The 22,558-nt window shown below is 64.9% G+C and carries 18 protein-coding genes and 1 pseudogene; 10 read left to right on the top strand and 9 right to left on the bottom strand.

Features of this window, described 5'->3' with window-relative positions; genetic code table 11:
• Window positions 1-72: 72 nt before the first annotated feature.
• The 6 genes from SNAS_RS09910 to SNAS_RS09895 form a co-directional block, all read right to left on the bottom strand.
• On the bottom strand, window positions 73-1,137 hold the full coding sequence (locus tag SNAS_RS09910; protein ID WP_013017276.1) for a hypothetical protein: 1,065 nt from the start codon (window positions 1,135-1,137) through the stop codon (window positions 73-75).
• Between the two features lie 22 nt (window positions 1,138-1,159).
• The gene (locus SNAS_RS09905; RefSeq protein WP_013017275.1) at window positions 1,160-2,905 is read right to left on the bottom strand and encodes a heparinase II/III domain-containing protein; all 1,746 of its coding nucleotides are present in this window, start codon (window positions 2,903-2,905) and stop codon (window positions 1,160-1,162) included.
• A 701-nt stretch (window positions 2,906-3,606) separates the two neighbouring features.
• A complete protein-coding gene (locus tag SNAS_RS35080) occupies window positions 3,607-4,209 on the bottom strand; it encodes a Cap15 family cyclic dinucleotide receptor domain-containing protein (protein WP_144300449.1) in 603 nt (200 codons plus the stop codon).
• Between the two features lie 20 nt (window positions 4,210-4,229).
• Window positions 4,230-5,126, bottom strand: coding sequence for a nucleotidyltransferase domain-containing protein (locus SNAS_RS33925; protein WP_013017273.1), 897 nt, complete (start codon window positions 5,124-5,126; stop codon window positions 4,230-4,232).
• A gap of 203 nt (window positions 5,127-5,329) precedes the next feature.
• On the bottom strand, window positions 5,330-6,052 hold the full coding sequence (locus SNAS_RS09900; RefSeq protein ID WP_013017272.1) for a 5-formyltetrahydrofolate cyclo-ligase: 723 nt from the start codon (window positions 6,050-6,052) through the stop codon (window positions 5,330-5,332).
• Window positions 6,053-6,064: 12 nt separating this feature from the next.
• On the bottom strand, window positions 6,065-7,231 hold the full coding sequence (locus SNAS_RS09895; protein WP_013017271.1) for a helix-turn-helix transcriptional regulator: 1,167 nt from the start codon (window positions 7,229-7,231) through the stop codon (window positions 6,065-6,067).
• 231 nt (window positions 7,232-7,462) lie between these two features.
• Here SNAS_RS09895 and SNAS_RS09890 point away from each other — a divergent pair, with 231 nt between their 5' ends.
• The 6 genes and pseudogenes from SNAS_RS09890 to SNAS_RS09870 all read left to right on the top strand — a co-directional run bounded on the left by SNAS_RS09890 (window position 7,463) and on the right by SNAS_RS09870 (window position 12,795).
• Window positions 7,463-7,786, top strand: coding sequence for a recombinase family protein (locus SNAS_RS09890; RefSeq protein ID WP_013017270.1), 324 nt, complete (start codon window positions 7,463-7,465; stop codon window positions 7,784-7,786).
• A gap of 248 nt (window positions 7,787-8,034) precedes the next feature.
• A pseudogene (locus SNAS_RS36610) lies at window positions 8,035-8,238 on the top strand (response regulator transcription factor); the annotation flags it as partial.
• On the top strand, window positions 8,235-9,068 hold the full coding sequence (locus tag SNAS_RS09885) for a DNA glycosylase family protein (protein WP_013017269.1): 834 nt from the start codon (window positions 8,235-8,237) through the stop codon (window positions 9,066-9,068). The pseudogene SNAS_RS36610 and the gene SNAS_RS09885, both read left to right, overlap by 4 nt.
• Before the next feature lie 123 nt (window positions 9,069-9,191).
• The gene (locus SNAS_RS33915) at window positions 9,192-10,052 is read left to right on the top strand and encodes a DddA-like double-stranded DNA deaminase toxin (protein WP_013017268.1); all 861 of its coding nucleotides are present in this window, start codon (window positions 9,192-9,194) and stop codon (window positions 10,050-10,052) included.
• A 34-nt stretch (window positions 10,053-10,086) separates the two neighbouring features.
• Window positions 10,087-10,764 (top strand): hypothetical protein, encoded by a 678-nt coding sequence (locus SNAS_RS09880; protein WP_144300448.1) that lies wholly within the window; start codon window positions 10,087-10,089, stop codon window positions 10,762-10,764.
• An 807-nt stretch (window positions 10,765-11,571) separates the two neighbouring features.
• On the top strand, window positions 11,572-12,795 hold the full coding sequence (locus SNAS_RS09870) for a 4-hydroxy-3-methylbut-2-enyl diphosphate reductase (protein WP_013017266.1): 1,224 nt from the start codon (window positions 11,572-11,574) through the stop codon (window positions 12,793-12,795).
• Here the strand turns inward: SNAS_RS09870 and SNAS_RS09865 are convergent.
• The gene (locus SNAS_RS09865) at window positions 12,774-14,156 is read right to left on the bottom strand and encodes an NsdA family TPR-like regulatory protein (protein WP_013017265.1); all 1,383 of its coding nucleotides are present in this window, start codon (window positions 14,154-14,156) and stop codon (window positions 12,774-12,776) included. The two genes, SNAS_RS09870 and SNAS_RS09865, sit on opposite strands and share 22 nt — an antisense overlap.
• A gap of 156 nt (window positions 14,157-14,312) precedes the next feature.
• Between SNAS_RS09865 and SNAS_RS09860 the strand changes: the two genes are divergently transcribed.
• Genes SNAS_RS09860 through ispG form a run of 4 tightly spaced genes read left to right on the top strand, consistent with a single transcriptional unit; the run spans window position 14,313 to window position 19,680 of the window.
• Complete coding sequence (locus tag SNAS_RS09860) at window positions 14,313-15,419, top strand: polyprenyl synthetase family protein (RefSeq protein ID WP_013017264.1); 1,107 nt, start codon at window positions 14,313-14,315, stop codon at window positions 15,417-15,419.
• 27 nt (window positions 15,420-15,446) lie between these two features.
• On the top strand, window positions 15,447-16,715 hold the full coding sequence (locus SNAS_RS09855; protein WP_013017263.1) for a 4-hydroxy-3-methylbut-2-enyl diphosphate reductase: 1,269 nt from the start codon (window positions 15,447-15,449) through the stop codon (window positions 16,713-16,715).
• 2 nt (window positions 16,716-16,717) lie between these two features.
• Window positions 16,718-18,499, top strand: coding sequence for a 1-deoxy-D-xylulose-5-phosphate synthase (locus SNAS_RS09850; RefSeq protein WP_013017262.1), 1,782 nt, complete (start codon window positions 16,718-16,720; stop codon window positions 18,497-18,499).
• 32 nt (window positions 18,500-18,531) lie between these two features.
• Window positions 18,532-19,680 carry a flavodoxin-dependent (E)-4-hydroxy-3-methylbut-2-enyl-diphosphate synthase gene (gene ispG / locus SNAS_RS09845; RefSeq protein ID WP_013017261.1) on the top strand — a complete coding sequence of 383 codons (1,149 nt, stop codon included), beginning with the start codon at window positions 18,532-18,534 and terminating at the stop codon, window positions 19,678-19,680.
• Here the strand turns inward: ispG and SNAS_RS09840 are convergent.
• Together SNAS_RS09840 and SNAS_RS09835 are read right to left on the bottom strand one after the other, a co-directional pair.
• Window positions 19,639-21,006: a family 2B encapsulin nanocompartment shell protein gene (locus tag SNAS_RS09840; RefSeq protein ID WP_013017260.1), complete on the bottom strand. Its 1,368-nt coding sequence runs from the start codon at window positions 21,004-21,006 to the stop codon at window positions 19,639-19,641. The two genes, ispG and SNAS_RS09840, sit on opposite strands and share 42 nt — an antisense overlap.
• 38 nt (window positions 21,007-21,044) lie before the next feature.
• A complete protein-coding gene (locus SNAS_RS09835) occupies window positions 21,045-22,463 on the bottom strand; it encodes a family 2B encapsulin nanocompartment shell protein (protein WP_013017259.1) in 1,419 nt (472 codons plus the stop codon).
• Between the last annotated feature and the right edge of the window lie 95 nt (window positions 22,464-22,558).

Below are 22,558 nucleotides of genomic sequence, written 5' to 3'. Positions count from 1 at the left end.
GCGGCGGCGCGCCGGGGTGGGGACGGCGCGCCGCCACCCGGCGAACCGGCCAGTGCGCCGCAACAGCTCCCGCTACCCACAACTCCACATAACGGGGTTGCCCTTCCAATCGCCCGCCAGCACCGAACCATCCGCCGACACGGCCGAAACAGCGCTGTCGGACGCCGGTCCGTGCTCGTCGACACCACCCAACACCGGCAACGGCCGCAGTTCCCCGTCGTACAACCCCGGCAACGAATCCTTCCCCCGCTCAAGAGTGCCGTAGACATTCCCCGAACCGTCAATGGCCTGAGCAAGAATCCCATCAAGCTTCTCAGGACGATCCTCACCGGTGATGTTCCACCGAAACTCGCCCTGATCGTGCCGAATGAGCACCCAATCACCAGAGATGTCGACGACCTGAGACCGCACACTCCCATCGAGCGGAACGTTGCGCCCCTTGCCCTTGCCGTCCCAGATCCGAGCCTGCTGATACGGATCGAACTCCCCCTCGGAGCCGCCGTCCTCCTGCCGCCCCACCATGACGCCATCCTCCGACACATCGTTGAGGGTCGCGTACATGTCGTCATCCACCTCAAGCGTGATCGTCGAAGTCTTGCCCTTAGCCTCGTCCCACTTCACAAGCTCCCCATCGGACCGCTCACCGATGATCGTCCCGCCCTCATCGATCGCGGTAGGGGTCGCCCAGTTCTCGCTCAACTCCCGCACCCGATCGTCCTCCCACCGCCAGCCGAGAACCGACTCGTCCTCACCACCACTCGTCGTGGTACCCACGACCGCCCCGCTATCGGTCACGTCACTGACCTCATGCGACAGACTCTTGTCCAACCCCGTGAACCGGATCGGCTTCCCATCGCGCCACAAGCCCGGCAGCCCGGACGCCCCAGTGGCATCACCGATGATGTACTCCCCCTCCGGGCTAACACCCTCCGGCAGCACGGGCGACCCCGAATCGGGCGAGTCCAGCTTCACGACCTCACACGACGCCGCCCCTTCAGGACGGATGACCTTCACACCGTCCGCCTCGCTGTCCGCGTCACCGGTCACAACGAGCGTGATCACGGCAGCGCTGATCGTCGCCACCACCACCGCCGCGCTGGCGGTCAAACGGACCCGCTTAGTCCACCACTTCGGCACCGGGACACCTCCTCCCCCGACGCTAACCGATCTGGACAGTGAATTCGAAGCCGCGTCGGGGATGAGTGGTTCCGGTCAGTCGCAGCCGAAACACGGTCTCGGGTTCACCGTGGTGGTCCAGAGTCTCGATACGGTCAACCTCGGCGGCCCAATCGGCGTCAAGCCGCAACTCAACGGTTCCAGCACGGGCCGTCCACGTGACGGTACGGCCATCAACGACGGGTTCGACACGACTGATGAAACGCTCGGAAAGTTCGGCACCCGATTCGGTGAAGCAGTCGGACACGACCAGGGTCCCGCGCCGGTTCCAATCGAGCACGCGCCGGAAGCCGGTACCGCCGTAAGCAGCCGACAAGTCGAGGGCCAAGCGGACCTGAGCGTCCGTAGCCAGAAAATCCTCCACAGTAGCCTCGCTGTCCCGCCCCGGAGTCTGGTCAACCCCGCCGACGGTGGGGATCGAGTGCCCCTCAGCGGAAGGATGCAGCGCCCGGTACCGGTTGGGCCCGAAGTAATCGGCGTCGTAAACACCCGAACCGATATCGGCCAACACCTGCTCCCCGTCCAGCGCCAAAATGAAAGTGCCCAGATCAAGATGATTGTGCGGTTCATCGTTATGACCGCCCTTAGCCGCGACGGTCACAGCCACACCGTCCACATCGAAACGGTCGATGACCCACGCCAGGTCGGGCAGCCAAGCGATGCCACGCGGCGCCGGACGGCCAATCACCGACGTATCAGTCCACGCCAAGGTGCGGGTCAGATGAGCCCAGCGATAACAGTGGTCATCATCGAATGAGGACAACCGCTGAATATGCGGCAGCGGCACATCCAAACGCTGCGACAACCGCGACATCAGCCCGGTAGGCGGAACAACATGATCCTTGCCGTCCGAAAAACTAACGCACCGACCGCCGCCAAAGTCGACAGCAGCAGGGAACCCCGCGATGTTCCCTGTACCCGACAACAGATCCAGCCCAGTACGATCCCGCAGCGCCTCGGCATAGTAGGTGAAGTACCCGTAGCCATAAACCCAGTAATCCATCCCCTCCGCACAACCACCATCCGCGGCGAAGCCAGACAGAAACGACGCCATCGACCGCTGCACCCGATCCAGCAACGCGGCCAACCGCAACGGATCGGCCTCAAGAGCCAAACCAGCCATACCGATCGACCCAGCACAAACAGCGGCCCAATTATTGGTAGACGTCTCCCACCACCGCGACCGCGGATCATCCAGAAACGGATCCAGCACCCGCCGCCGAACCTCGCGCCGCACCCGATACCGAACCGGCTCCTCCAACTCCTCGCCCAACATCGTCACGATCTCAGCCAACGCATGAGCGGTCTCAGCCGCGAACAAATCAACGCACCGATCCGGATCCGGCCCCAACATCGTGTTAAACCGCAGGTGAGCCGGAACCGCCCAGGTGTACTCATCACAAATGGTCCACAGAATGTCCGACAACCGCTCAAGACTCTCCGCGCCCCCGTCCACCAACGCAACGACCGCCGCAGAATTCAGCCGCCGTCGCCGCTCAAAATAACGGCTCTCATACCGATACCGATCCCCGTCATTGACGTACGTCCGAAACAACCGATAAGGCAACTCCGGCAACGGGTCAGACCGCTGGGCATCCTCCCGCAACTCCCCCAAAAGCCCAGCCAACTCACCCCGTGTGGCAGCCGCCCGCAGCTCATCCCGGCCGATGGCCGGCTGCGGCGCTCCGGCCTCGGCGGCGGCCTCGGTGATCTCGATATAGCTGTACACACGAACCCTTCCCACAAACACCCCTGCAAACGCTTTCCACCGTAACCCACCCCCACTCCCGCCCCCGACGCGCAACAACAGCCCGCCCAACCCACGAAATCAGCTAGCCCCGTCCCCCTGCGGGGCCTGAGTTCTAAGACCGCTGTCCCTCGCCCCCCGCCTCCGGACCTACTCTCAGCCGGGCTCCCACCCACCCCTCAGCTGGTTCACAGTCGCGGCAGCTCGGCTGTAGCAGCCAGCGAGCTCGTCCCATACCCCTGCGGGACCCGAGTACTAAAACCGCTGCCCCTCGTCCCCCGTCTCTTGCCCCGCACTCGGCTGGCTCCCACCCGCCCCCGCTATCACGCAGTCGCATTGGGCCTCCGACCAATCCGTGCCTTGACTGAGTGTCAAGGAACTGAGGTTGAGCGACTCTACGTCAACCAGGTCCGGCTAATGGCTGAGATCGCCACCAAGTTCAAAGTAAGCGACTCGGTTGTACGGAAGTTACTTCTCCGGCAGGGCATCAAGCAGGGCACAAGTTCGACGAAGCCTCAGGTTTTTGAACCGACCTTGGCAACTGCTATCCAGTCAAACCTCTCAGATGGATTCGGGTTGACGTAGCATCAAGATAAATGCAAATTGATACTTAGCACGGTCAAGCGCTGTGGGGCCAAGCCGCTAGCCTGAGCGACTGGTCGCGTATGTGACCTTGGAGCGGCTTAGACTTTTCCATCAAACAACGCTTGAGCTTCCGCATAGTCTTCCGCGAATTTCTTACGTCGATGAGTCATTTCTAGCTCACCTTTACTGTTGCGATCTGTCCAGTAATGACCCCTTAGACGTCTGGCCGGAACGCCAGATATGCTAAGCACAGTCGACCCGTGGTGCATTTTGCTTTTATCATCAAACTTTAGATGAGGGCGATTAAAGTACACATATGTAAGTTCAAACGTCTCATCAAAACAAGACACCGAAGCCAGCGAAGATTTTGAAACTGACTCGTTTGTCAGCAATCTGACTGACACCAATGTCGCGGTTTGCCGGATGACTAGGTAAGCCTCTTTTGGGGCCAGATTCAAACCTGTCGACGAGTCTATCCAGATAGAAGCCAGTTCCCCCTTCCATGTACCTCGGACATTTCGGGGAACCTTGGGTAGCCGCTGAACAATTGGGATACGCCAAAGGATATTGTCCCAGAGAGCCAGCGCAATTGTTGCCGCGAGTGCCCCGATAGAGAAAAGTTTCATGAAGCTCAAGTCGGGATTACCATCTCTCGCCCATGTGTTGATCGTAAAGATCGCAATCACGATGCCGACTGTCACACGGACGGAGATTGCCTGTTTCACGGCTCGTAACCAAGGTAGTCCCAAGCCGCATCAGCAAAACCGCGAGCAAACCTCCGTCCGTCGTTGCGACCCCACGGTTGAGAGTGATGGAATAGGTACTTGATGTCATTAGGCTCGCACCATCGCAAAGAGTCGTCGAACGGTTCTTCGCCTCCAAGCTCATTGTATATGTGAGCGATGACGCCGCGAATAGTGTCGACCCACGTGGATCGGAGGAGCACATCGTCTGGACAATTGTAAACAAGGCATTCCACGAGATAGGAGGGGACCTCCTTGTACTTATCTTCTTCAACCATCGCGTTTTCAACGCGCTTCATAATACGAACGGCTTTCTTATATGCGTGACCAGTACGATTATTCTTATCTCTACCGATATCCAATTGTTGTTTTGGATAGTTAACGAGACTTGACCCATCTTTCTTGAAGACCTTTGTGCCCTCCCTAAAATTTCCAGGAGAGTAATAATAGCGGTAGCTAAAACATGGGACGACGTCCGCGTCAACACTGGAACTATTGGGATTCACCCGAAAGGCTGTCGACCCAGAACAGTCGACTCGGCCAGCAAACTCCGCTTCCAAAGCAGCCTGCACTTCAGTGCGAAACTTACTGGGAGTCCAAATACCTGAATAAGGACCTGTGTCGTCGGATTCGCCGCTGTCACCATCTGAGTAAAAACAGTCGGTGCACTCCACTGCAATGTCAACATCACTGTCCAACTTGACATTGGTATTGTTGGCGTAAGATCCCTTGGCAAAGACCCGCCATTTACTTTCGCTCAACGGCTCATGCTTTTCCATCGCTCGCTTGATGAGTCGTTCGGTGCGGTCTTGTTTTTCTTTCTCGGTAACGCTTGACGGTGCGGTCCATCCGCTCAGCTTCTGTTCAAGTGTCATTCTCCGACTCCAAAGAAGATCAACGATGCCGCGATTCAAAAGGTTCGCATGCACCGATGAAGTGATCGATCGAGACCTCCCGCGCCGGATCGGATCAGTCAGAAGCCAATGGTACGCCCGAATTTACTGTTATAAGATCCTACAGAAGTACCAGATTCTCGGAACAACCGAGGCAATGTGCCGATCAGACATAGCGTGATTGCCTAACCCACCTCACGATCCTTGAGAACTGGAATTGCCTGGATCTTCTCTTTCGGCATCTCACCCCAAACGATGCCACCCGGCCTGCGTCGGTTACCGCACTCAACGACCTCTTCCGGAGTCACTATCACATCCACGCTGAAGTCGTGCGTTGTCTCGGGAATCCCCTCCTCGATCACCTGGAGCTGGTGCACCGTCGCCACGATCGTCGTCTCCTCAGTGACCAAGCCGGCCGCGATCAGTAGCGCGACCTCGATGTCGGAGTAGCCTGCACCCTTGCCGATGCGCGCGCCGGAACGGTTGACCGCCACGCTGCCGCAGATCACCATGTCGATCGGTGTCATCTCGTCGATACCAACACGCTTAGCACTCTTTGACGCCGTAGCTTTCTCTGCGGCCTGTACGGCCGGGACGTCTAGCTCGCTTGGGTCGATACGGAAGAACGGTTTGAGACCAGCGATCTTCGGGACCGCCATGTATAGCAGTTTGCCGTCTTCAAGCGCTCGGGCTCGAATGGGAAGCTGGGCGTAGTCGGGGTTCGACTTTATGGTTCTGGCCCGCTTCCAAATATCCAACTTTGCGAGCCGCTCCGCGGTCTGCTCAGCGCCGAAGAACCCGGGGATCTTGCCATAGGAATCCGGCGGCACCGCTTTGGCTTCATCAAGCAGTGTCCAGACTCGTTCCCGGACAGCCTGTTTCTCCTGATCGATCGGCCCTGGCGTCATGTCACCTCGCTATTAGATGGTGGCCATCAAAGCAAGCAGTCGATCGTTGATGTCACCGACCCAGGACTGGTCACGCCACTGCCACAACTCTCTACCAGCCGCAAACGCCAGATTCAAACCACCACCACCGCGAGTCAACTCGACGGCATCGATCGTCCGGTGCATGGCATCGGCTGCCTCGTCCAGCTTACGTTGGCGGATAAGAGACAGCGTGAGGTTGGCCAGGGCGATCGCCTGGCTCTTCTTCTTACCCGCCAAGGCGTCGACGGTCTGCGTCAAGATCGGTTCAGCCCGCTCGGGCAGTCCGAGGAAGAGGTAGCAGCTCCCGGCGAGGCGGGTGAACTCGTTGATGGAGTAATACTCGGCCGCCACATCGGCGTCGTCGACACGGTCGAACTGGGCCTCTGCGGCTCTGAGTGCTCGCTCGCAGTCGTTGAGGTTGCCGGACATGGCATAGCCTTCGGCCACGTGTAGCATCGCCAGGCCATTGAGTGCCGGACTGCACGGTTCGGCGACGTCGGCAGCCTCCTGGGCCACCATCAAGCCCTTGATCGGATCGTTCTCGCCGTACAGCGCTACGTAGCTCTTGCGCAAGATCGCGTACGCCTCGACGCACGGATCCCGCACCTGTTGAGCGGCGTTGACAGCCTCGTCCAGATAGCGGATCGGTCCAAGGTGGTCACGACGCTGGCTGACGTCCCACACCAATTGCCCCATAACGGTTGCCGACTCGGCTTCAACTTCGAATAGCGACTTCCGGACACGCGGGTTCTTCGCTTGTTCCCGCAAGAAGGCGACTTGGCCGTGGATCTGCCCGGCCGGTCCCAACAACGCAGTCGATGGGGAGCGGTCATACGACTCATCGAGCTGGCGAACGCGCTCATGCAGATACGCCACGGCCACCAGATCAACGCTGGCGGGATGCTCCAAGACGTAGTCCATGCGATCGCTTGGCCCGGCAGTCACATACTCGACGTCGTCGAGCAAGACGTGCAGGTCGTCTGTCGTGATGCCGAGGGCCTGGGCGAGCTTCAGCCGGAGCCACGGCTGCGGTTCGGTTTCTGCTGTTTCCCAACGCACGACGGTAGAGCGCTCAACACCCAGGCGTTCGGCCAGCTTCTCCTGGCTAAATCCTGCGGCCTTGCGGCGCTGTGCAAGACGGGATCGCTTGCTCGCCACGCGCGCTGCCACCTTCCTCGGAAACGGGGCCAACCAGGCAAGTACACAGGATAGCCAGCCGGTAGCCATAAGTACAGGCCAGTCGGCCTAATGCCTCATTCTTGCCTCAGTACTGCGCCGGTTTCGCTGTAGGTTTTTGCAGCTCAAGAAGGTTTTCTGGGGGTGTTCTGCCCCGGCCACTTGGTACCGGGGCGGGCATCCACCTAGCGGCCTACCGTCTGGAGCAACCACATGCGACCGTCCATTTACGGCTATATGCGGATAGTGGCCCGCGTTAGCGATCCCGAAGAAGCCGAACGCATCAGACGCGAACTTTCCGAGTACGCCTACCGCGAAGGATTCAGTCTCTGCGACGTCTTCACCGAAGACAGCACCTGCTCAGAGTCGGGCTTTTCGGCGATGCTCGACGCTCTCAAGGAGAGCGAAGTACGGGACATCATCGTGCCGTCCCTCTGGCACTTCGCCCGTTTGCCGGGCCTTCAAGAGGCCATGAAGCATCACGTCGAGCACGAGACCGGCGCCCGGATATGGGTCGTGCAGGGGGAAAGCAAATGAGTCGCATCAACCCCAACTTCGGTCGCCGGAAAGTCCGGCCGACCCCACCATCAGCCCCACAGCGCACCACAGAACCCGGCACCGGACAAGATGCCGCCTGGCGGAATACTCGCAACACTGCGGGTTGGATCCTGCGCGAAGCGCGCAATGAACGAATCAGCAACGACCTCAGACTCGCCGTGACTGCGCTCCTCGTATCCCTACAAAAGCTCGGGGTCACGACGAAACTGCTGCCGCCGGATGGGCACCGGCCAAGGACACCACTGACCAAGCGAGAGCTTCAGGTGCTGCTTGGCATAAGCCAAGGCCAGTCCAATGCGGAAATCGGACGGGCGCTGTTCGTCTCCGAGGACACCGTGAAGACTCATGCCCGCAGGCTGTATCGCAAGCTGCGGGCCAGGGATCGCGCCCATGCAGTGGCAGTAGGATTTCAAATAGGACTGTTGTCGTGACGGCACAGTGTCACGAGATCGTCCGCCATGCCGACCTGGTGATGACCGAGCACCCGGCATGGCGAGCCACCAGCGACGGTTACGTACGGATCTTCGACCTGATCGACTCGGGACGAATCATGGTGATCGTGTCCGACGGCCATGCCAAGGCGCAGCGTCAACTTCCAGGCGAAGCGAACCTCGTCTGCGACCTCTACACCCTGCAAGCCGATACCTGTCAGGACGCCTCCGAGCTAGCAAGAGCACTGACTTCTCAAGGGACCGTTGGTCGTTTCCGGACCACCAACCTCTGGGAGGCACTGGGAACCGCCGTCTGTTTCCGTCAAGATGTCCCAGTACCCACACATGCCTATCACTTCCTCTGCCTCATGTACGGCGAGCAGGTACCACTGCCGCGGGGCGGGTATTACCTGATGTTCCCAACGCCGGACATCATCGTAGAGCTCTCACCGTCACACTTGGCATCCTGCGGCATTGGGGCGGTCGCCGACGTACTCATCGCCGCGGCCGACGTCTACGCCCGATGTAGCGAAAGTTGGAACGCATCATCTCCGGGGGTCCTGGTGAGCGCGCTGCAAACCATCACCGGTGTCGATTCGGAAGTCGCGGCCACCGCAATCGCTGACTGGAGCGGCGACTTCGCCTTCTACACCTACGCCAACACGCGGATGCGCACTCTGGCAGCCACGGCGGCCCCAAAAACAACTTGGCCGCGAACACAAACCGAGTTCAGCCGCCGATGGCGCCACTTGGCGAACGGTGAGCTATCGACACTGACCGCGCTGATGCTCGCCTGGGGATGGCGGCAGCATCGCAGTGCAGGGCGATAACAGATCCGATGGCAAAACTGTATTCACGTGCCCGCAGGGACTTCGAAGCCCGTACTTAGAGCACGCCTCAATTGGCGGGTGCTTGCATGGGTCACGGCGGTGGGGCCAACTGAAGGAGGAGTTGTGGGAAGCATTGAAGAACTCACGGCAGCAGTTCGGGCCGCACTGTCGACCATCGCAGAAGGCAAGACGTTAACCGACAAAAGCCGAGCAGCGCTCGTCGACGGCACAGCGGCTCTAACGGGGATTTCCAGAGGTTCCACAAGCTATCGGCTCCGCACAATGTTGGAGGCGCTCACCGCAGCCATACAGGCCACGGAGCGAGCCGAGGACGTGGAAGCAGCCGTCCTTGACGCCATGGACGCGTATCTGTCCGAGATTGCGGGCGGAAACGCTCCAGCAAGGGCAGGCCCCAAAGCTCCCGAACCCAAGCAGCCGGGCGGATCCAGCTCCCCGAGAGCACGCGACGGGAGGATCGACTTTCGTGCACTTCTCGAACGGCTGAAGGCGCAAGGCGTTGTGGGCCTTGAGGGTCGCTCCGATGACCCCATCCCCGACTTCGACCCGAAGAAGCAGAACCCGGCGTGCTATCAGGGTTTGGCTCCTCGGCAGAAGGGCAAGCCCGTCCGAGGGAATCTGTTCTTCCCGGACGGAAGGCGGTGGAACGATGTGGCGCTGGAGTCGTCGCGCGGCGAACCAGCATTCGACCTGAACATCATCAAACCTGAATATCGATCCCTCTCCCCCGCTCGTGGTCATCTTGAAGGCAACGTAGCGGCGTGGATGAGGAGCACCTTCCACCAGGAAATGGTTCTATACATCAACGAGAGCCCGTGCCGTAAGCACGGAAAGGGTTGCCTGTACACCCTTGAGCACTTCCTACCGAGAGGCTATGTACTTCATGTCTGGTCAAGAAATGACCGAGGAGAGTGGAGGGGCAACACCTTCCGAGGCAGTGGAGAGGCTTTCACGGAGGGCGCCTAGCTTCGGCCACCATCCCGTGACCTCAGATCCACGTTTGAATGCCCTGCTGCTCGACGCCTGGCATCACATGGACAGCTTCGACAGGTTCATGGAGCGCCTGGCGGGACACGGCATACAACCCCCAAACGTTCCGGATGGCTCGATCGTCGGGTTCTACGCCACGCTCCTACCCGGAGAGGACTTGTCCAATGAGTCCATATTGGTGTGGAACATCAAGCCAGCCGAACTGGGTTTGGAACCCGTTCAGAATCCCTATGAATACTTCGCCCGTCACTTCCCGGTCCAGGGCACTTCCGAACAGATCAATGCCCTGTACTCCTACGTAGAAGCCGCCGAAGACGCCATCGATGACGGGGCGTGGGAAGACTCCGATGGTGCTCCGTTCGATGCCACCGCCACCGCCGCGCGATTGGAGATCGATCCTCCAGATCTCATCCATTCCTGGGAAATCTCGTGGAAGTACGGCGATCCTCTGGACAAGCCACTGCTCGTTTGGACCGCAGAGGAAAGACCGTCGTGGCTGTTGCCGGAGTCGCCGCACTTGCCAAGCCCCGACGATGGCCTGAGCACCCCTGAACTGCTGAACCTCGTCCGGGAGCGCGGCTTTCAGCCACCGTTCGATCAAGAGAACCCCAGTTGGCACGTCTCCTTCACTCGCGGAAGCCGACTGGTCTGGGACGAACCGTATGAGCAGCCCTGCCGAACTGGATAAGCCAGTCGACGACGAATATGGCCGCCTTGGCCTTGAGCTAGAGGCTCATTCTTAGGCTTGGCTTCCGGACTTGGCTTCCGGACTTGGCTTCCGGACTTGGCTTCCGGACTTGGCTTCCGGACTTGGCTTCCGGACTTGGCTTCCGGACTTGGCTTCCGGACTTGGCCTTCGGACTTGGCCTTCGGACTTGGCCTTCGGACTTGGCCTTCGGACTTGGCCTTCGGACTTGGCCTTCGGACTTGGCCTTCGGACTTGGCCTTCGGACTTGGCCTTCGGACTTGGCCTTCGGACTTGGCCTTCGGACTTGGCCTTCGGACTTGGCCTTCGGACTTGGCCTTCGGACTTGGCGAGCATAAGCGGCTACGCCGCGCCGACGCACGCGCGCAACAGCGCAGCTGCGCCGGGCTTGGGCTTGGGCTTGGGCTTGGGCTTGGGCTTGGGCTTGGGCTTGGGCTTGGGCTTGGGCTTGGGCTTGGGCTTGGGCTTGGGCTTGGGCTAAACGATTGTCTGTCTGCGGCCGAAAAGAAAGGAGGCCGCCGAGCGAAGCGAGGCGACGACTTGGCCGCAGCCAGCGGCGGTTGAGGCCTTGGCCTTGGGCAGCATTAACGGCTACGCCGCCTTGACGAGCCCGCAAAACAATGCCTCGGCGGTCTTGAGGTTTTCAGATGGCGATAAGTCGGCCCTGCGATACGCGCGCGATGTCAGCGCATCGGCGGTGCGGATTGGGAACTGTCAGTTACCTGACAACTTCGCAGTGCGACTGTTGGGAGCATTGCGTGCCTTGACACGTGGGCTGAGAAGGTGGCAATGGGACGCAGCATATGGGTCGAATGGTTCACCACTTCGGGTGTTAGCACGGGTGAGGTGGTGGTCCTGGAGGAGTTCCGGCACCCTCGGCGGGGCAGGGTGCGGAGTCCGGCCCGGGCGTTGATCGCCGCGTGGTTGCGGCGGCGGGGGTTGCGGGTGCGGCGGGGGAAGCTGCCGCTGTACGGCGACGGGGCGCAGGGCGACAGCGCACTGCTGTGTGTGTCGTATTTGGACGAAACGCATGGCGCGGCAGGGTTCGCTGTTGCGGTGCCGGGTGAGGATGCCGGGTTGCGGGCGATGGTGGAGTCGATGGTGATGGCTTGGGTGTCGGTGTTGCGGACCCGGCGGGTGCTATTGGCCGGGGGCGAGCCTTGGTGTGTGGGTGGGCGGCGGGTGGTGGAGTTGGTTGAGTCGACACTGGACGACGGTGCGGAGCTGGTGCATGTGGTCGGTGATTTGGCCGCGTCGCCGGAGCGGCGGGTGGCGTTGCGGGAGCGGGGGGTGGTGCCGGTGACCGCGCTTGATGAGGTGCCCGACGGGGCTCGGGTGGTGGTGGGGGCGGCGGGGATTCCTGAGGAGCAGCGGGTTAAGGCGGCGAAGCGGGGGGTGCGGATTGTGGACGGTACTTGCCCGCACATCGCGTCGGGGAAGGCCCAGGTGCGTCGGTATGCGGAGCGGGGGGATGCGGTGGTGTTGGTGGGGCAGCGGGGGCATGCCTCGACCGAGGCGTTGAGCGGGCAGGCTCCCGACGCCACCTTGGTGGTGGAGACAACAGCCGACGTCGAGCAGATGCGGGGTGGTGACGGTGTGTCGGCGGTGCCGGTTCCGAGCATGGCGATTGGGGCGGTGGTGCCGATGTTGGCCGCGTTGCGGCGGCGGTTTCCTAAGTTGCCGGTGCAGCATCCGGATCAGTGGTGTTATCAGACGCAGGATCGGTTGGCTACCGTGCGGGAGTTGGCTGGGACGGCGGATGTGGTGTTTGTGTTGGGGCCTCCGGAGTCGCCGGAGACCGTTCGGTTGCTGGACGTCGCGGCGTCGAACGCGGTGGCGGTGGGTGGGCTTGGTGACATTGAACCGTCCTATTTGGTGGACGTGGGTTCGGTTGGGGTGGTGGTTGGTGGGGATGCTTCGGAGGGGTTGCGGGGCGAATTGCTTACGGCGTTGGGCGGGTTGGGGCCGGTTGCGGTGTCGGAGTTGCGGGTTCAGACCCGCACCATGGACTGACCGCCGCCCAGACCGACGTAGGGCAGCGCTAGTGCTCGTCGTAGTACCTCACCGGCGAGGCGGTTGTTCTTGTAGGGACGCAGACTGGCTCGCATGATCGCGAGTGCGGAGCGGGCTCGGCCGCTGAGGATGCAGCGGTAGTCGTCGAGGAAGGTGTGCCAGGTGGCGGTGGCCTGTTCCAGGTGGCCGTGGGACAGCTGGAGTTCGGCGAGTCGGGCCTTGGTGATGGCCCGGGAGCGGCGTTCGTGCGCGGGGCGTTGGCGGACCGATAGTTCTAGGGCCGCGATTGCTTGGGGGCGTTGGTGTAGGAGGGCTAGGACTGCCGCTTTCTGGTGGGCCAGGGAGGCGTGGTTGTAGGCCATGGGGGCGTCGACGCGGTCGCAGCCCTTGGCGAACCAGTGCTCGGTGGCCGACAGTTGGCGCAGGGCCCGGTAGCGGTCGCCATCGGCGGCGTGCGCGACCGCTAGTTGGCCGGTGAGGAAGGCTCGGGTGAGGGGGTCGCAGTCGGTGGGGGCGTCGGAGAGGCTGGCTTCGGCCAGGGCCAGTGCCGGACGGGGGTGGCCGAGCAGGCGGGCTTGGACGCTGAGCGCTCGGAGGGCCATCGCGTGTGGGCCCGGGCGGCCGGCTTCGCGGGCCAGTTCGGCCGCGACGTGGTAGTAGCGCTGGGCGGTGCCGTGTAGTTCGTCGTCGAAGAACAGGAAGCCGCACAGGTAGGCCAGCCGGGCCGCGATGGCGAGGAGTTCGCGGCGGATGTCGTCGCGGGCCGGAGCTGTTGTCCAGACCCGGATCTGGTCGGCGAGGTAGCGGGCCAGGGCCGGACGGACGTGGCCGGCGCCGGCGCGGGAGTCGGCCTGGCCGAACAGGCGGAGCATGGTTTCGGCGTCCTCGACTTCGGCGCGGCCCAGTCTGCCGGTGCCCAGGGGGCGGGTGGTGGATGGTCGCGCGAGGTCGGGTGGGGGTTCGTCCCAGATTGGGGGGCGTAGTGCGGCGACCCGGTAGACGCGGGGGTTCTGGCAGGGGCCGGACACGTTGTCGAGTTGGTGGAGGACCTGGAGTTGGCCGGCAACCGAGCGCTCGTGCCAGAAGGCCAGGTCTTCGGAGCTGTCGGCCTCGAAGCCCAGGTGGGCCGGGGAGACGTCGCGGTCCAGGGCCCGGGACAGGGCTTCGGCGGCCAGGGTGGGGATCGGGGGACGGGGGTTTCTGCCGCGCAGCCACTGGCCGACGGTGGCGCGCCCGCAGCGCAGCGACAACCCCACCTGGTCGCCTACCGCGCGGATGCTTCGGGCTAGCCCGTCGCCGTTGAGTCCGGCCTCGTCCATGAATGCCTGCAATCTAAAGTTGACAGTCCGCAATGGGTTCATGTTGATGCGTCTCTCTCCTCCCCAGCCGTGCACGGCGTGTAAAAGTCGCCGCCAAGTTAGACACCTCGATCAAGTTACGAACCTGTCACGCACCGGGTCAACAGAGTTGACTGGTAGCTGACACAAACGGTCAATCCGGGTCAAAGGTGGTGTGTCATGCGGGAGACGGACACGGTTCAGCACCGCGAGGCGGCCGGGGCGGGGCCGGTCGAGGAGGTGTTGCGGCGGGTGCGGGAGTTGTGCGTCCCGGCGTTGCGCGCGGCGGTCGCCGAGCTGGAAGCACCGGCGCGGCGGGCCGCCGAGTACCACTTCGGATGGGTTGACGAGGCGGGGCGACGCGTGGAGGCCAACGGAGGCAAGGCTTTGCGGCCGGCGTTGACGTTGTTGTGTGCCGAGGCGGCCGGGGGGCAGGCTGACGAGGCGGTGCCCGCGGCGGTCGCGGTGGAGTTGGTGCACAACTTCTCGCTGTTGCACGACGATGTCATCGACGGCGACCGTACCCGTCGGCACCGCGCGACGGTGTGGGCCGTGTTCGGTCGTCCCACCGCGATCTTGGCCGGGGATTCGCTGCTGAGCTTGGCTTTTGAGGTGTTGGCGGAGTCGCGGCCGGCCGGGGTCGGGGTGCTGGCCGAGGCGGTTACCCGGCTCAACGACGGCCAGTTGCGCGACATGGACCTGGAGACCCGGGTGGACGTGTCGCTGGCCGAATGCCGTGACATGGCCGCTCGGAAGACCGGGGCGCTGATGGCGGCCGCGTGTCGGCTCGGGGCGGAATCCGGTGGGGCCGACGGTGAGCGGGCGGGGCGGTTCGCTGACTTCGGGGGCGCGCTGGGGTTGGCCTTTCAGGCCGCGGACGACCTGTTGGGTATCTGGGGCGATGCCCAGGTCACCGGTAAGCCGGTGGGCTCGGATCTGGTGAACCGCAAGCGATCGCTGCCGGTGACGGCGGCGCTGGCGGGGCGGGCTCCGTACGCGGGGCGGCTGCGCGAGTGGTACCGGGACGGCGGCACGGGGACGACGCCCGACGCTGTGGGACGGCCGCCGTCGTCCAGCGAGACGGGTCGAAGCGACGCGCCGACGGCGGCCGAGATCGCGGAGGTCACCGGGTGGGTGGAGCGGGCCGGGGGCAGGCGGTGGGCGGTGGCGGCGGCCCGGCGGGAGCTGGACGCCGGGCTCGCGGCGTTGGAGCGGGCCGGGCCGCTGGAACCGGCGGCCGGGCGGTTGCGCGCCTTGGCGCACCACCTGACATTTCGAAACCGTTGATTCCCTTGTCATGCGAAGCAGGTAGACATGTCCACACACCCCCCGTTCGAGCTGCTGATCACCGACCATCCCGCCACGACCGTCGCCGGTCCCCTCCCCCAGATCGGGGAGATCGTCGTGGGAACCGGCATCGTCGATCCCGGCCGGACCGTGCTGCGAGCCGCCCCGGTGTTGCGGGGAACCCTGACCCGGCAGGGGATTCCGGCCCGCGGGTCCGACCTCGGCTCATACGGCGGTGGCGAGACCGAGGTATCGATGCTGACCGTGACCGTCGAGGGTCAGCCGATCGCGTCGCTCGTGGTGCGGTACGGCGACCGGGCCGCTACCCAGGCCGCGACCGGGGTACTGGAGCGGGTGCGGCGGGCCTGGCGGCCCCGCACGGTGCTGCTGGCGTCGCCGCGGTCGTACTGCGCCGGGGTGGAACGCGCCATCGAGGTCGTCGAGCGGGCGCTGGAACGGCACGGCCAGCCGGTCTACGTGCGCAAGCAGATCGTTCACAACGCGCATGTCGTGGCGGAGTTGGAGAAGCGCGGCGCGGTCTTCGTCGACGAACTGGACCAGGTGCCCGACGGCGCGACGGTGATCTTCTCGGCCCACGGGGTGTCACCGGCGGTGCGCGACGACGCCGACAGCCGGGGGCTGGCCGCCATCGACGCGACGTGTCCACTGGTGACGAAGGTGCACGCCGAGGCCCGCCGGTTCGCCGATCGCGGTGACACCGTCGTCCTCATCGGCCACGATGGACACGAAGAGGTCGAGGGGACCATGGGCGAGGCCCCGGAATCGATGGTGTTGGTCGAATCGGTGGCGGACGTGGAGCGGCTGCGGGTGCCCGACCCGCGGCGGTTGGCGTACCTGACGCAGACGACGCTGGCGGTGGAGGAGACCGAGGAGATCATCGCCGCGCTGCGCGCCCGGTTCCCGGCCCTGCGGGGTCCGGGTTCGGACGACATCTGTTACGCCACCACGAACCGGCAGCACGCCGTTGCGGCCATCGTGGACGACTGCGATCTGGTGCTGGTGGTCGGTTCGGCCAACTCCTCCAACTCACGGCGGCTCGTGGAGCTGGCCGAGCGGCACGGCCGGATGGCGCGGCTCATCGACTCCGCCGAGGACATCGAGCTGGACTGGCTGACCGGAGCCGACACCGTCGGGCTCAGCGCCGGGGCCTCGGCGCCGCAGATCCTCATGGACGAGGTGGTCGAGACACTGGCGGGTTTCGGGCCCATCGACGTCGTCGAGCGGGTGGTCACCGCCGAGGACCAGTCCTTCGTGCTGCCCCGGGAGGTACGTTGACCATGACCCCGGACGTCTTGTCCCTGCTGGCCGAGCCCGGTGCGGTCCGGGCGCTGGCCGCCGACCGGCTGCCCGCGCTGGCGGCCGAGATCCGCGCATTCCTCGTCGACCGGGTGTGCCGCACCGGCGGTCACCTGGGCCCGAACCTGGGGGTGGTGGAGTTGACGATCGCCCTGCACCGGCGCTTCGACTCCCCCACCGACGCGATCGTGTTCGACACCGGCCACCAGTCGTATGTCCACAAGATCCTGACCGGGCGCGCCCGAGATTTCGGGCGGCTGCGGCAGCGCGACGGTTTGTCGGGTTACCCGAGTCGCGCCGAGTCGCCGCACGATCTGGTGGAGAACTCACACGCCTCGACCGCGCTGTCCTATGCCGACGGTCTGGCCCGGGTGTTCGCGCTGCGCGGGCAATCCGAGCGGTACGTGGTGGCCGTCGCGGGGGACGGCGCGATGACCGGCGGGCTGTGCTGGGAGGCGATGAACAACATCGCCACCGCCGGGCACGAGCGGCTGGTGATCGTCCTCAACGACAACGCCCGCTCCTACTCCCCCACGGTGGGCGGCTTCGCCGAACACTTGCGGCGGTTGCGATCCGGCGACGCGGACGGCTCGATGTTCGGCCAGCTGGGGCTGGACTATCTCGGGCCGGTGGACGGGCACGATCTGGCGGCGCTCGACGCGGCGCTGGCCAAGGCGAAGCGGGCGGGGCGGCCGACGGTGGTCCACGTCGTGACCACGAAGGGCCACGGCCACGAACCGTCCGAACGCGACGAAGCCGACTGTCTACACGCGGTCGGGGTAGTGGATCCCGACACCGGCAGGCCGGTCAAGCCCACGGCGGCGACCTGGACCGATGTCTTCGGCGAGGAGATCGCGGCCATCGGCGAGACGCGCCAGGACGTGGTGTGCCTGACGGCGGCGATGCTGCGCCCGGTGGGGCTGGCGGCCTTCGCGAGCCGGTTTCCCGAGCGGGTCGTCGATGTCGGTATCGCCGAACAGCACGCGGTGTGCTCGGCGGCCGGGATGGCCACGGCGGGAGCGCATCCGGTGGTGTGCGTCTACTCCACGTTCCTCAATCGAGCCTTCGACCAGGTCGTCATGGACGTGGCGCTGCACCGGCTGCCGGTCACGTTCGTCCTGGACCGGGCCGGGGTCACCGGCCCCGACGGGCCCAGCCACCACGGGATGTGGGACTCGGCGGTGCTGCCGGTCGTGCCGGGGTTGCGGGTGGCCGCGCCCCGGGACGCGGCCGGGCTGCGGGAACTGTTGCGCGAGGCCGTCGACGTCGACGACGGGCCGACCGCGATCCGGTTCCCCAAAGCCTCAGCGGGCGAGGACATCCCGGCGGTGGCGCGGGTGGACGGCATCGACGTGCTGCATCGCGGCAGCCGGTCCGGTTTGGACGTTCTGCTGGTCGCCGCCGGGGTCATGGCGGGGCCGTGCCTGGACGCGGCGCGGCGGCTGGAGGCCGAGGGCATCGGTGTCACGGTCGTGGATCCGCGCTGGATCGCACCGGTCCATCCGACGCTGCCACACCTGGCGGCCCGGCACCGGCTGGTCGTCACCGTCGAGGACGGCAACCGCACCGGCGGCATGGGGGTTCAGCTGGCGCAGGCGTGCGCCGACGCCGCGGTGGCCACGCCGGTGCGCAACCTCGGGCTGCCCCGGCGGTTCCTGGAGCACGGCGTTCGCGGCGAACTGTTGGCCGCGTACGGGCTCGACGGCGAGTCCGTCGCACGACACACCCGCGAGGCACTGACGGTCGGTGTCGCGACGCGCTAGACCGGTTCATCCATAATGGAAAGGGGTCTTCCATGTCCACCATCAATCTCGGGCAGCTCGAACCGCCGTCCGCGCGGCAGCGCACCCGGCGGGTGCTCGTCGGCGACGTGCCGGTCGGGGGTGGCGCGCCAGTGTCGGTGCAGTCGATGACCACGACCGTCACCGCCGACGTGGACGCCACCTTGCGACAGATCGCCGAGCTGACCGCCGCCGGTTGCCAGATCGTGCGGGTCGCGGTGCCCAGTCAGGACGACGCGGAAGCGTTGCCCGCCATCGCCCGCAAGTCGCCGATTCCGGTGATCGCCGACATCCACTTCCAGCCCAGGTACGTGTTCGCCGCGATCAACGCCGGGTGCGCGGGGGTGCGGGTCAATCCCGGCAACATCAGGAAGTTCGACGACAGGGTCGGTGAGATCGCGCGCGCCGCGCAGGCCGCCGGTACGCCGATCCGGATCGGTGTCAACGCCGGGTCGCTGGATCCGAGGCTGCTGGCCAAGTACGGCGGCGTGTGCTCCGAGGCGCTGGTGGAGTCGGCGCTGTGGGAGTGCTCGCTGTTCGAGGAGCACGGCTTCACCGACCTGAAGATCTCGGTCAAGCACCACGATCCACTGGTGATGGTGCGTGCCTACCAACAGCTGTCGCGGCAGTGCGACTATCCGCTGCACCTGGGCGTCACCGAGGCGGGGCCGGCGTTCCAGGGCACCGTCAAGTCCACCGCGGCCTTCGCGATCCTGCTGCACCAGGGCATCGGCGACACGATCCGGGTGTCGCTGTCGGCGCCGCCGGTGGAGGAGGTCAAGGTGGGCGCCGCGATCCTGGAGTCGTTGGGGTTGCGGGAACGTCGGTTGGAGATCGTGTCGTGTCCGTCGTGCGGGCGGGCGCAGGTCGACGTGTACAAGCTGACCGAACAGGTGCAGGCGGCCTTCGAGGGTTTCCCGATTCCGTTGCGGGTGGCCGTCATGGGCTGTGTCGTCAATGGACCGGGCGAGGCGCGGGAGGCGGACCTGGGAGTGTCGTCGGGCAACGGCAAGGGGCAGATCTTCGTGGGCGGCGAGATCGTGGCGACGGTTCCGGACTCCCGGATCGTCGAGACCCTTGTGGACGAGGCGCTCAAGATCGCCGAGCAGCGCGGGATGGACTCAGACGGTCTCCAGGACGCCGAAGGCGTCGGGAAGGAGTGAGGCCACCGAGTGGTAGGCGGTGACCAGATAGGAGGCCACGCCCTTGGTGTCGACGCCGGTGAACCGGACGGCGATGCCGGGGGCGTACTCGTCGGCCAGGTCGGCGGCGCACAGGCCGACGACGCCGCCGTGGTCCTCGCCGACCCGCATCGCGATGATGGAGCCGCTGCCGTCGGCGTTTGCCGGGATCTTGTCGCAGGGCAGGATCGGGACGCCGCGCCAGGTCGGGGCGATCTGCTCCTCGACCCGGGTGGCGGGCGCGTGGACGCCGCGACGGTTGCACTCGCGGCCGAAGGCGGCGATGGTGCGCGGGTGGGCCAGGAAGTAGCCGGTGCGGCGGCGTCGGGACAGCAGCGCGTCCATGTCGTCGGGGGTGGGCGGGCCGGTGCGGGTGTACAGCCGCTGCCGGTTGTCCACGTTGTTCAGCAGCCCGAAGTCGGGGTTGTTGACGATCTCGTGTTCCTGTCGTTCCCGCAGCGCTTCGACGGTCAACCGCAGCTGTTGCTCCAGCTGGTCCATCGGGTCGTTGAACAGGTCGGATACCCGGGTGTGGACCCGCAGCACGGTCTGGGCGACGCCCAGCTCGTATTCGCGAGGGGACAGTTCATAGTCGACGAAGGTCCCCGGCAGCACCGGTTCGCCGTCGTGTCCGGCGGCGAGGTCGAGGCTGACCTCGCCGTGCTTGGTGAGCGGCGGCCGGGGCCGGTCGGGGCGCTCGGCGAGCCGTTCCCGCACGGTGGACAGGGTTTCGGCCACGGTGGCGGGATACAGTTCCAGCAGCGTGCACGGCGTGGTCGCCTTGAGCGTGAACGGCCAGGTCCCAGCCGCACCGGTGAGGACCTGGCCGCCGAAGTGGTCGCCATCGGCAGCGACTCCGACCAAAGTCGCGTCGCCGTAGCGGCCACGTCCCAACTTGTGGGCCTTTCCGTGTGCCAGGACCACCAGCCGGGTCTGTGGGCTCCCGGCCTCGGCTATCACGGTTCCGGACGCGACGTCGTGGCGCCGGAACCGTTGGGCCACTTCGGTCAGCACGTCCGGATCACCGAAGCCGCGCAAGCCGGGAATCTCGGTCAGGCTCGGCGGGAACACACCGAGCCCGTCTACCGGTCCCACCAGCGCCACCCGGCCTTCACCGACCGGGTAGCTCAGTCGCCGGTTCACCCGGTAGAAGCCACCGGAGACGGGTTTCCACGGCAGCACCCGCAACAGCCAGCGGGGCGTTCGCCCGGCCATGAACGGGACCGACTTGGTGGTCGTGGCCAGGTTGCGGGCCGCCGCCGTGGTCAGGCTGGAGACAGCGCCGTGGGATTCCGGTCGCCGGGACATGGGAGACACCGGGTTCACCGCCGTTCTTCGTGGAGTCGTCAGTCGGCCGGTCGTCCGATTTGGACGTTTTCGAGGACGCCGAGGGCGTCGGGTACCAGAACGGCCGCCGAATAGTAGGTGCTGACCAGGTAGGAGATGATGCCCTTCTCGTTGATGCCCATGAACCGCACCGAGAGCCCGGGCTCGTACTCGTCGGGCAGGCCGATCTGGTGCAGACCGACGACGCCCTGGTTCTCCTGTCCGGTGCGCATCAGCAGGATCGAGCTGACGTCGCCCTCGGTCACCGGGATCTTGTTGCACGGGTAGATCGGCACGCCCCGCCAGCCGGGCAGCCGGTGCCCGGCGACCTCGACCGCGTCGGGGTAGATGCCGCGGCGGCTGCACTCCTGCCCGAAGGCGGCGATGGTGCGCGGGTGGGCCAGGAAGAAACCCGGTTCCTTCCACACGATGGACAGCAGGTCGTCCATGTCGTCGGGAGTGGGCGGACCGGTGTCGGTGCTGATGCGCTGCTTGAGATCGGCGTTGTCCAGCAACCCGAAGCTCGGGTTGTTGACGATCTCGTTCTCCTGCCGTTCCCGCAGCGCCTCGACGGTCAGCCGCAGCTGCTGCTCGACCTGGTTCATCGGGTCGTTGTACAGGTCGGCGACGCGACTGTGCACCCGCAGCACGGTCTGGGCGACGTTGAGTTCGTACTCCCGTGGGGACAGTTCATAGTCGACGAAGGTCCCCGGCAGGTCGGGTTCGCCGTCGTGCCCGGCGGCCAGGTCGATGGCCGCTTCGTCGTCGTCGTTGCGCGGCAGGTCCGGCAGCGCCAGCAGCCGGTTGATGTGCTCGTTGAGCGGTTCGGAGTTGTCGACCAAGCCCCGCAGCGCGTCGCGCCGCATCACCAGCAGGGTGCACGGCGTCACCGCCTTGACGGTGTACGGCCAGCGTCCCGGTTCGGGGCGCAGGATGTCCTCGCCGAAGTAGTCGCCGTCGGCCAGCATCCCCAGTTTGGTGTCGTCGCCGTACTTGCCGGTGCCGATCTTGCTGGCTTTGCCGTGCGCCATCAGGAATCCGGTGTCGATGGTGTCCCCGACGGACACGATGACCTGACCGGCCTCGAAGTCCCGCTGTTCCAGCACCCCGGCGATCGCCTCGAGGGTGGGTTCGTCGTCGAATCCACGCAGCAGCGGCAACTCCGACAGCGTCGGCGGGATGACCTGGACCCGGTCCCCGACGTTGGAGAACTGGACCCGTCCGGTGCCCACGGCGTAGCTGAGCCGACGGTTCACCCGGAAGGTGCCGCCGTTGGTCTGCACCCAGGGCAGCAGCCGCAGCAACCAGCGCGAGGAGATGCCCTGCATCTGGGGCACGGTCTTGGTCGTCGTCGCCAGGTTGCGGGCCGCAGCGGTGCTGAGACTCAGCTGCGGGGACTCGGTCGCTTCCACATTGGCGTTGTCGTCAACGGAGGTCATGAGGGTGAGCACCACCGATCTTCGTGTTCGTCTGTCGAGCCGTCACTATCAGTCAAGTCCCCGGCGGTGGCGTCTGCCAAGGCCCGCCGACGAGA

Source organism: Stackebrandtia nassauensis DSM 44728 (assembly GCF_000024545.1).
Lineage (GTDB): Bacteria > Actinomycetota > Actinomycetes > Mycobacteriales > Micromonosporaceae > Stackebrandtia > Stackebrandtia nassauensis.
This window is presented reverse-complemented; position numbering and strand designations above follow the sequence as displayed.

Excerpts from the sequence above, each read along its gene's own strand:
- SNAS_RS33925 (WP_013017273.1), bottom strand. The coding sequence starts at position 5,126 with ATGACACTTGAACAGAAGCTGAGCGGATGGACCGCACCGTCAAGCGTT.
- ispG (WP_013017261.1), top strand. The coding sequence starts at position 18,532 with ATGTCCACCATCAATCTCGGGCAGCTCGAACCGCCGTCCGCGCGGCAG.
- SNAS_RS09865 (WP_013017265.1), bottom strand. The coding sequence starts at position 14,156 with ATGAACCCATTGCGGACTGTCAACTTTAGATTGCAGGCATTCATGGAC.
- SNAS_RS09900 (WP_013017272.1), bottom strand. The coding sequence starts at position 6,052 with ATGACGCCAGGGCCGATCGATCAGGAGAAACAGGCTGTCCGGGAACGA.
- SNAS_RS09850 (WP_013017262.1), top strand. The coding sequence starts at position 16,718 with ATGACCCCGGACGTCTTGTCCCTGCTGGCCGAGCCCGGTGCGGTCCGG.
- SNAS_RS09860 (WP_013017264.1), top strand. The coding sequence starts at position 14,313 with ATGCGGGAGACGGACACGGTTCAGCACCGCGAGGCGGCCGGGGCGGGG.
- SNAS_RS09835 (WP_013017259.1), bottom strand. The coding sequence starts at position 22,463 with ATGACCTCCGTTGACGACAACGCCAATGTGGAAGCGACCGAGTCCCCG.
- SNAS_RS09870 (WP_013017266.1), top strand. The coding sequence starts at position 11,572 with ATGGGACGCAGCATATGGGTCGAATGGTTCACCACTTCGGGTGTTAGC.
- SNAS_RS09855 (WP_013017263.1), top strand. The coding sequence starts at position 15,447 with ATGTCCACACACCCCCCGTTCGAGCTGCTGATCACCGACCATCCCGCC.
- SNAS_RS09890 (WP_013017270.1), top strand. The coding sequence starts at position 7,463 with ATGCGACCGTCCATTTACGGCTATATGCGGATAGTGGCCCGCGTTAGC.
- SNAS_RS09840 (WP_013017260.1), bottom strand. The coding sequence starts at position 21,006 with ATGTCCCGGCGACCGGAATCCCACGGCGCTGTCTCCAGCCTGACCACG.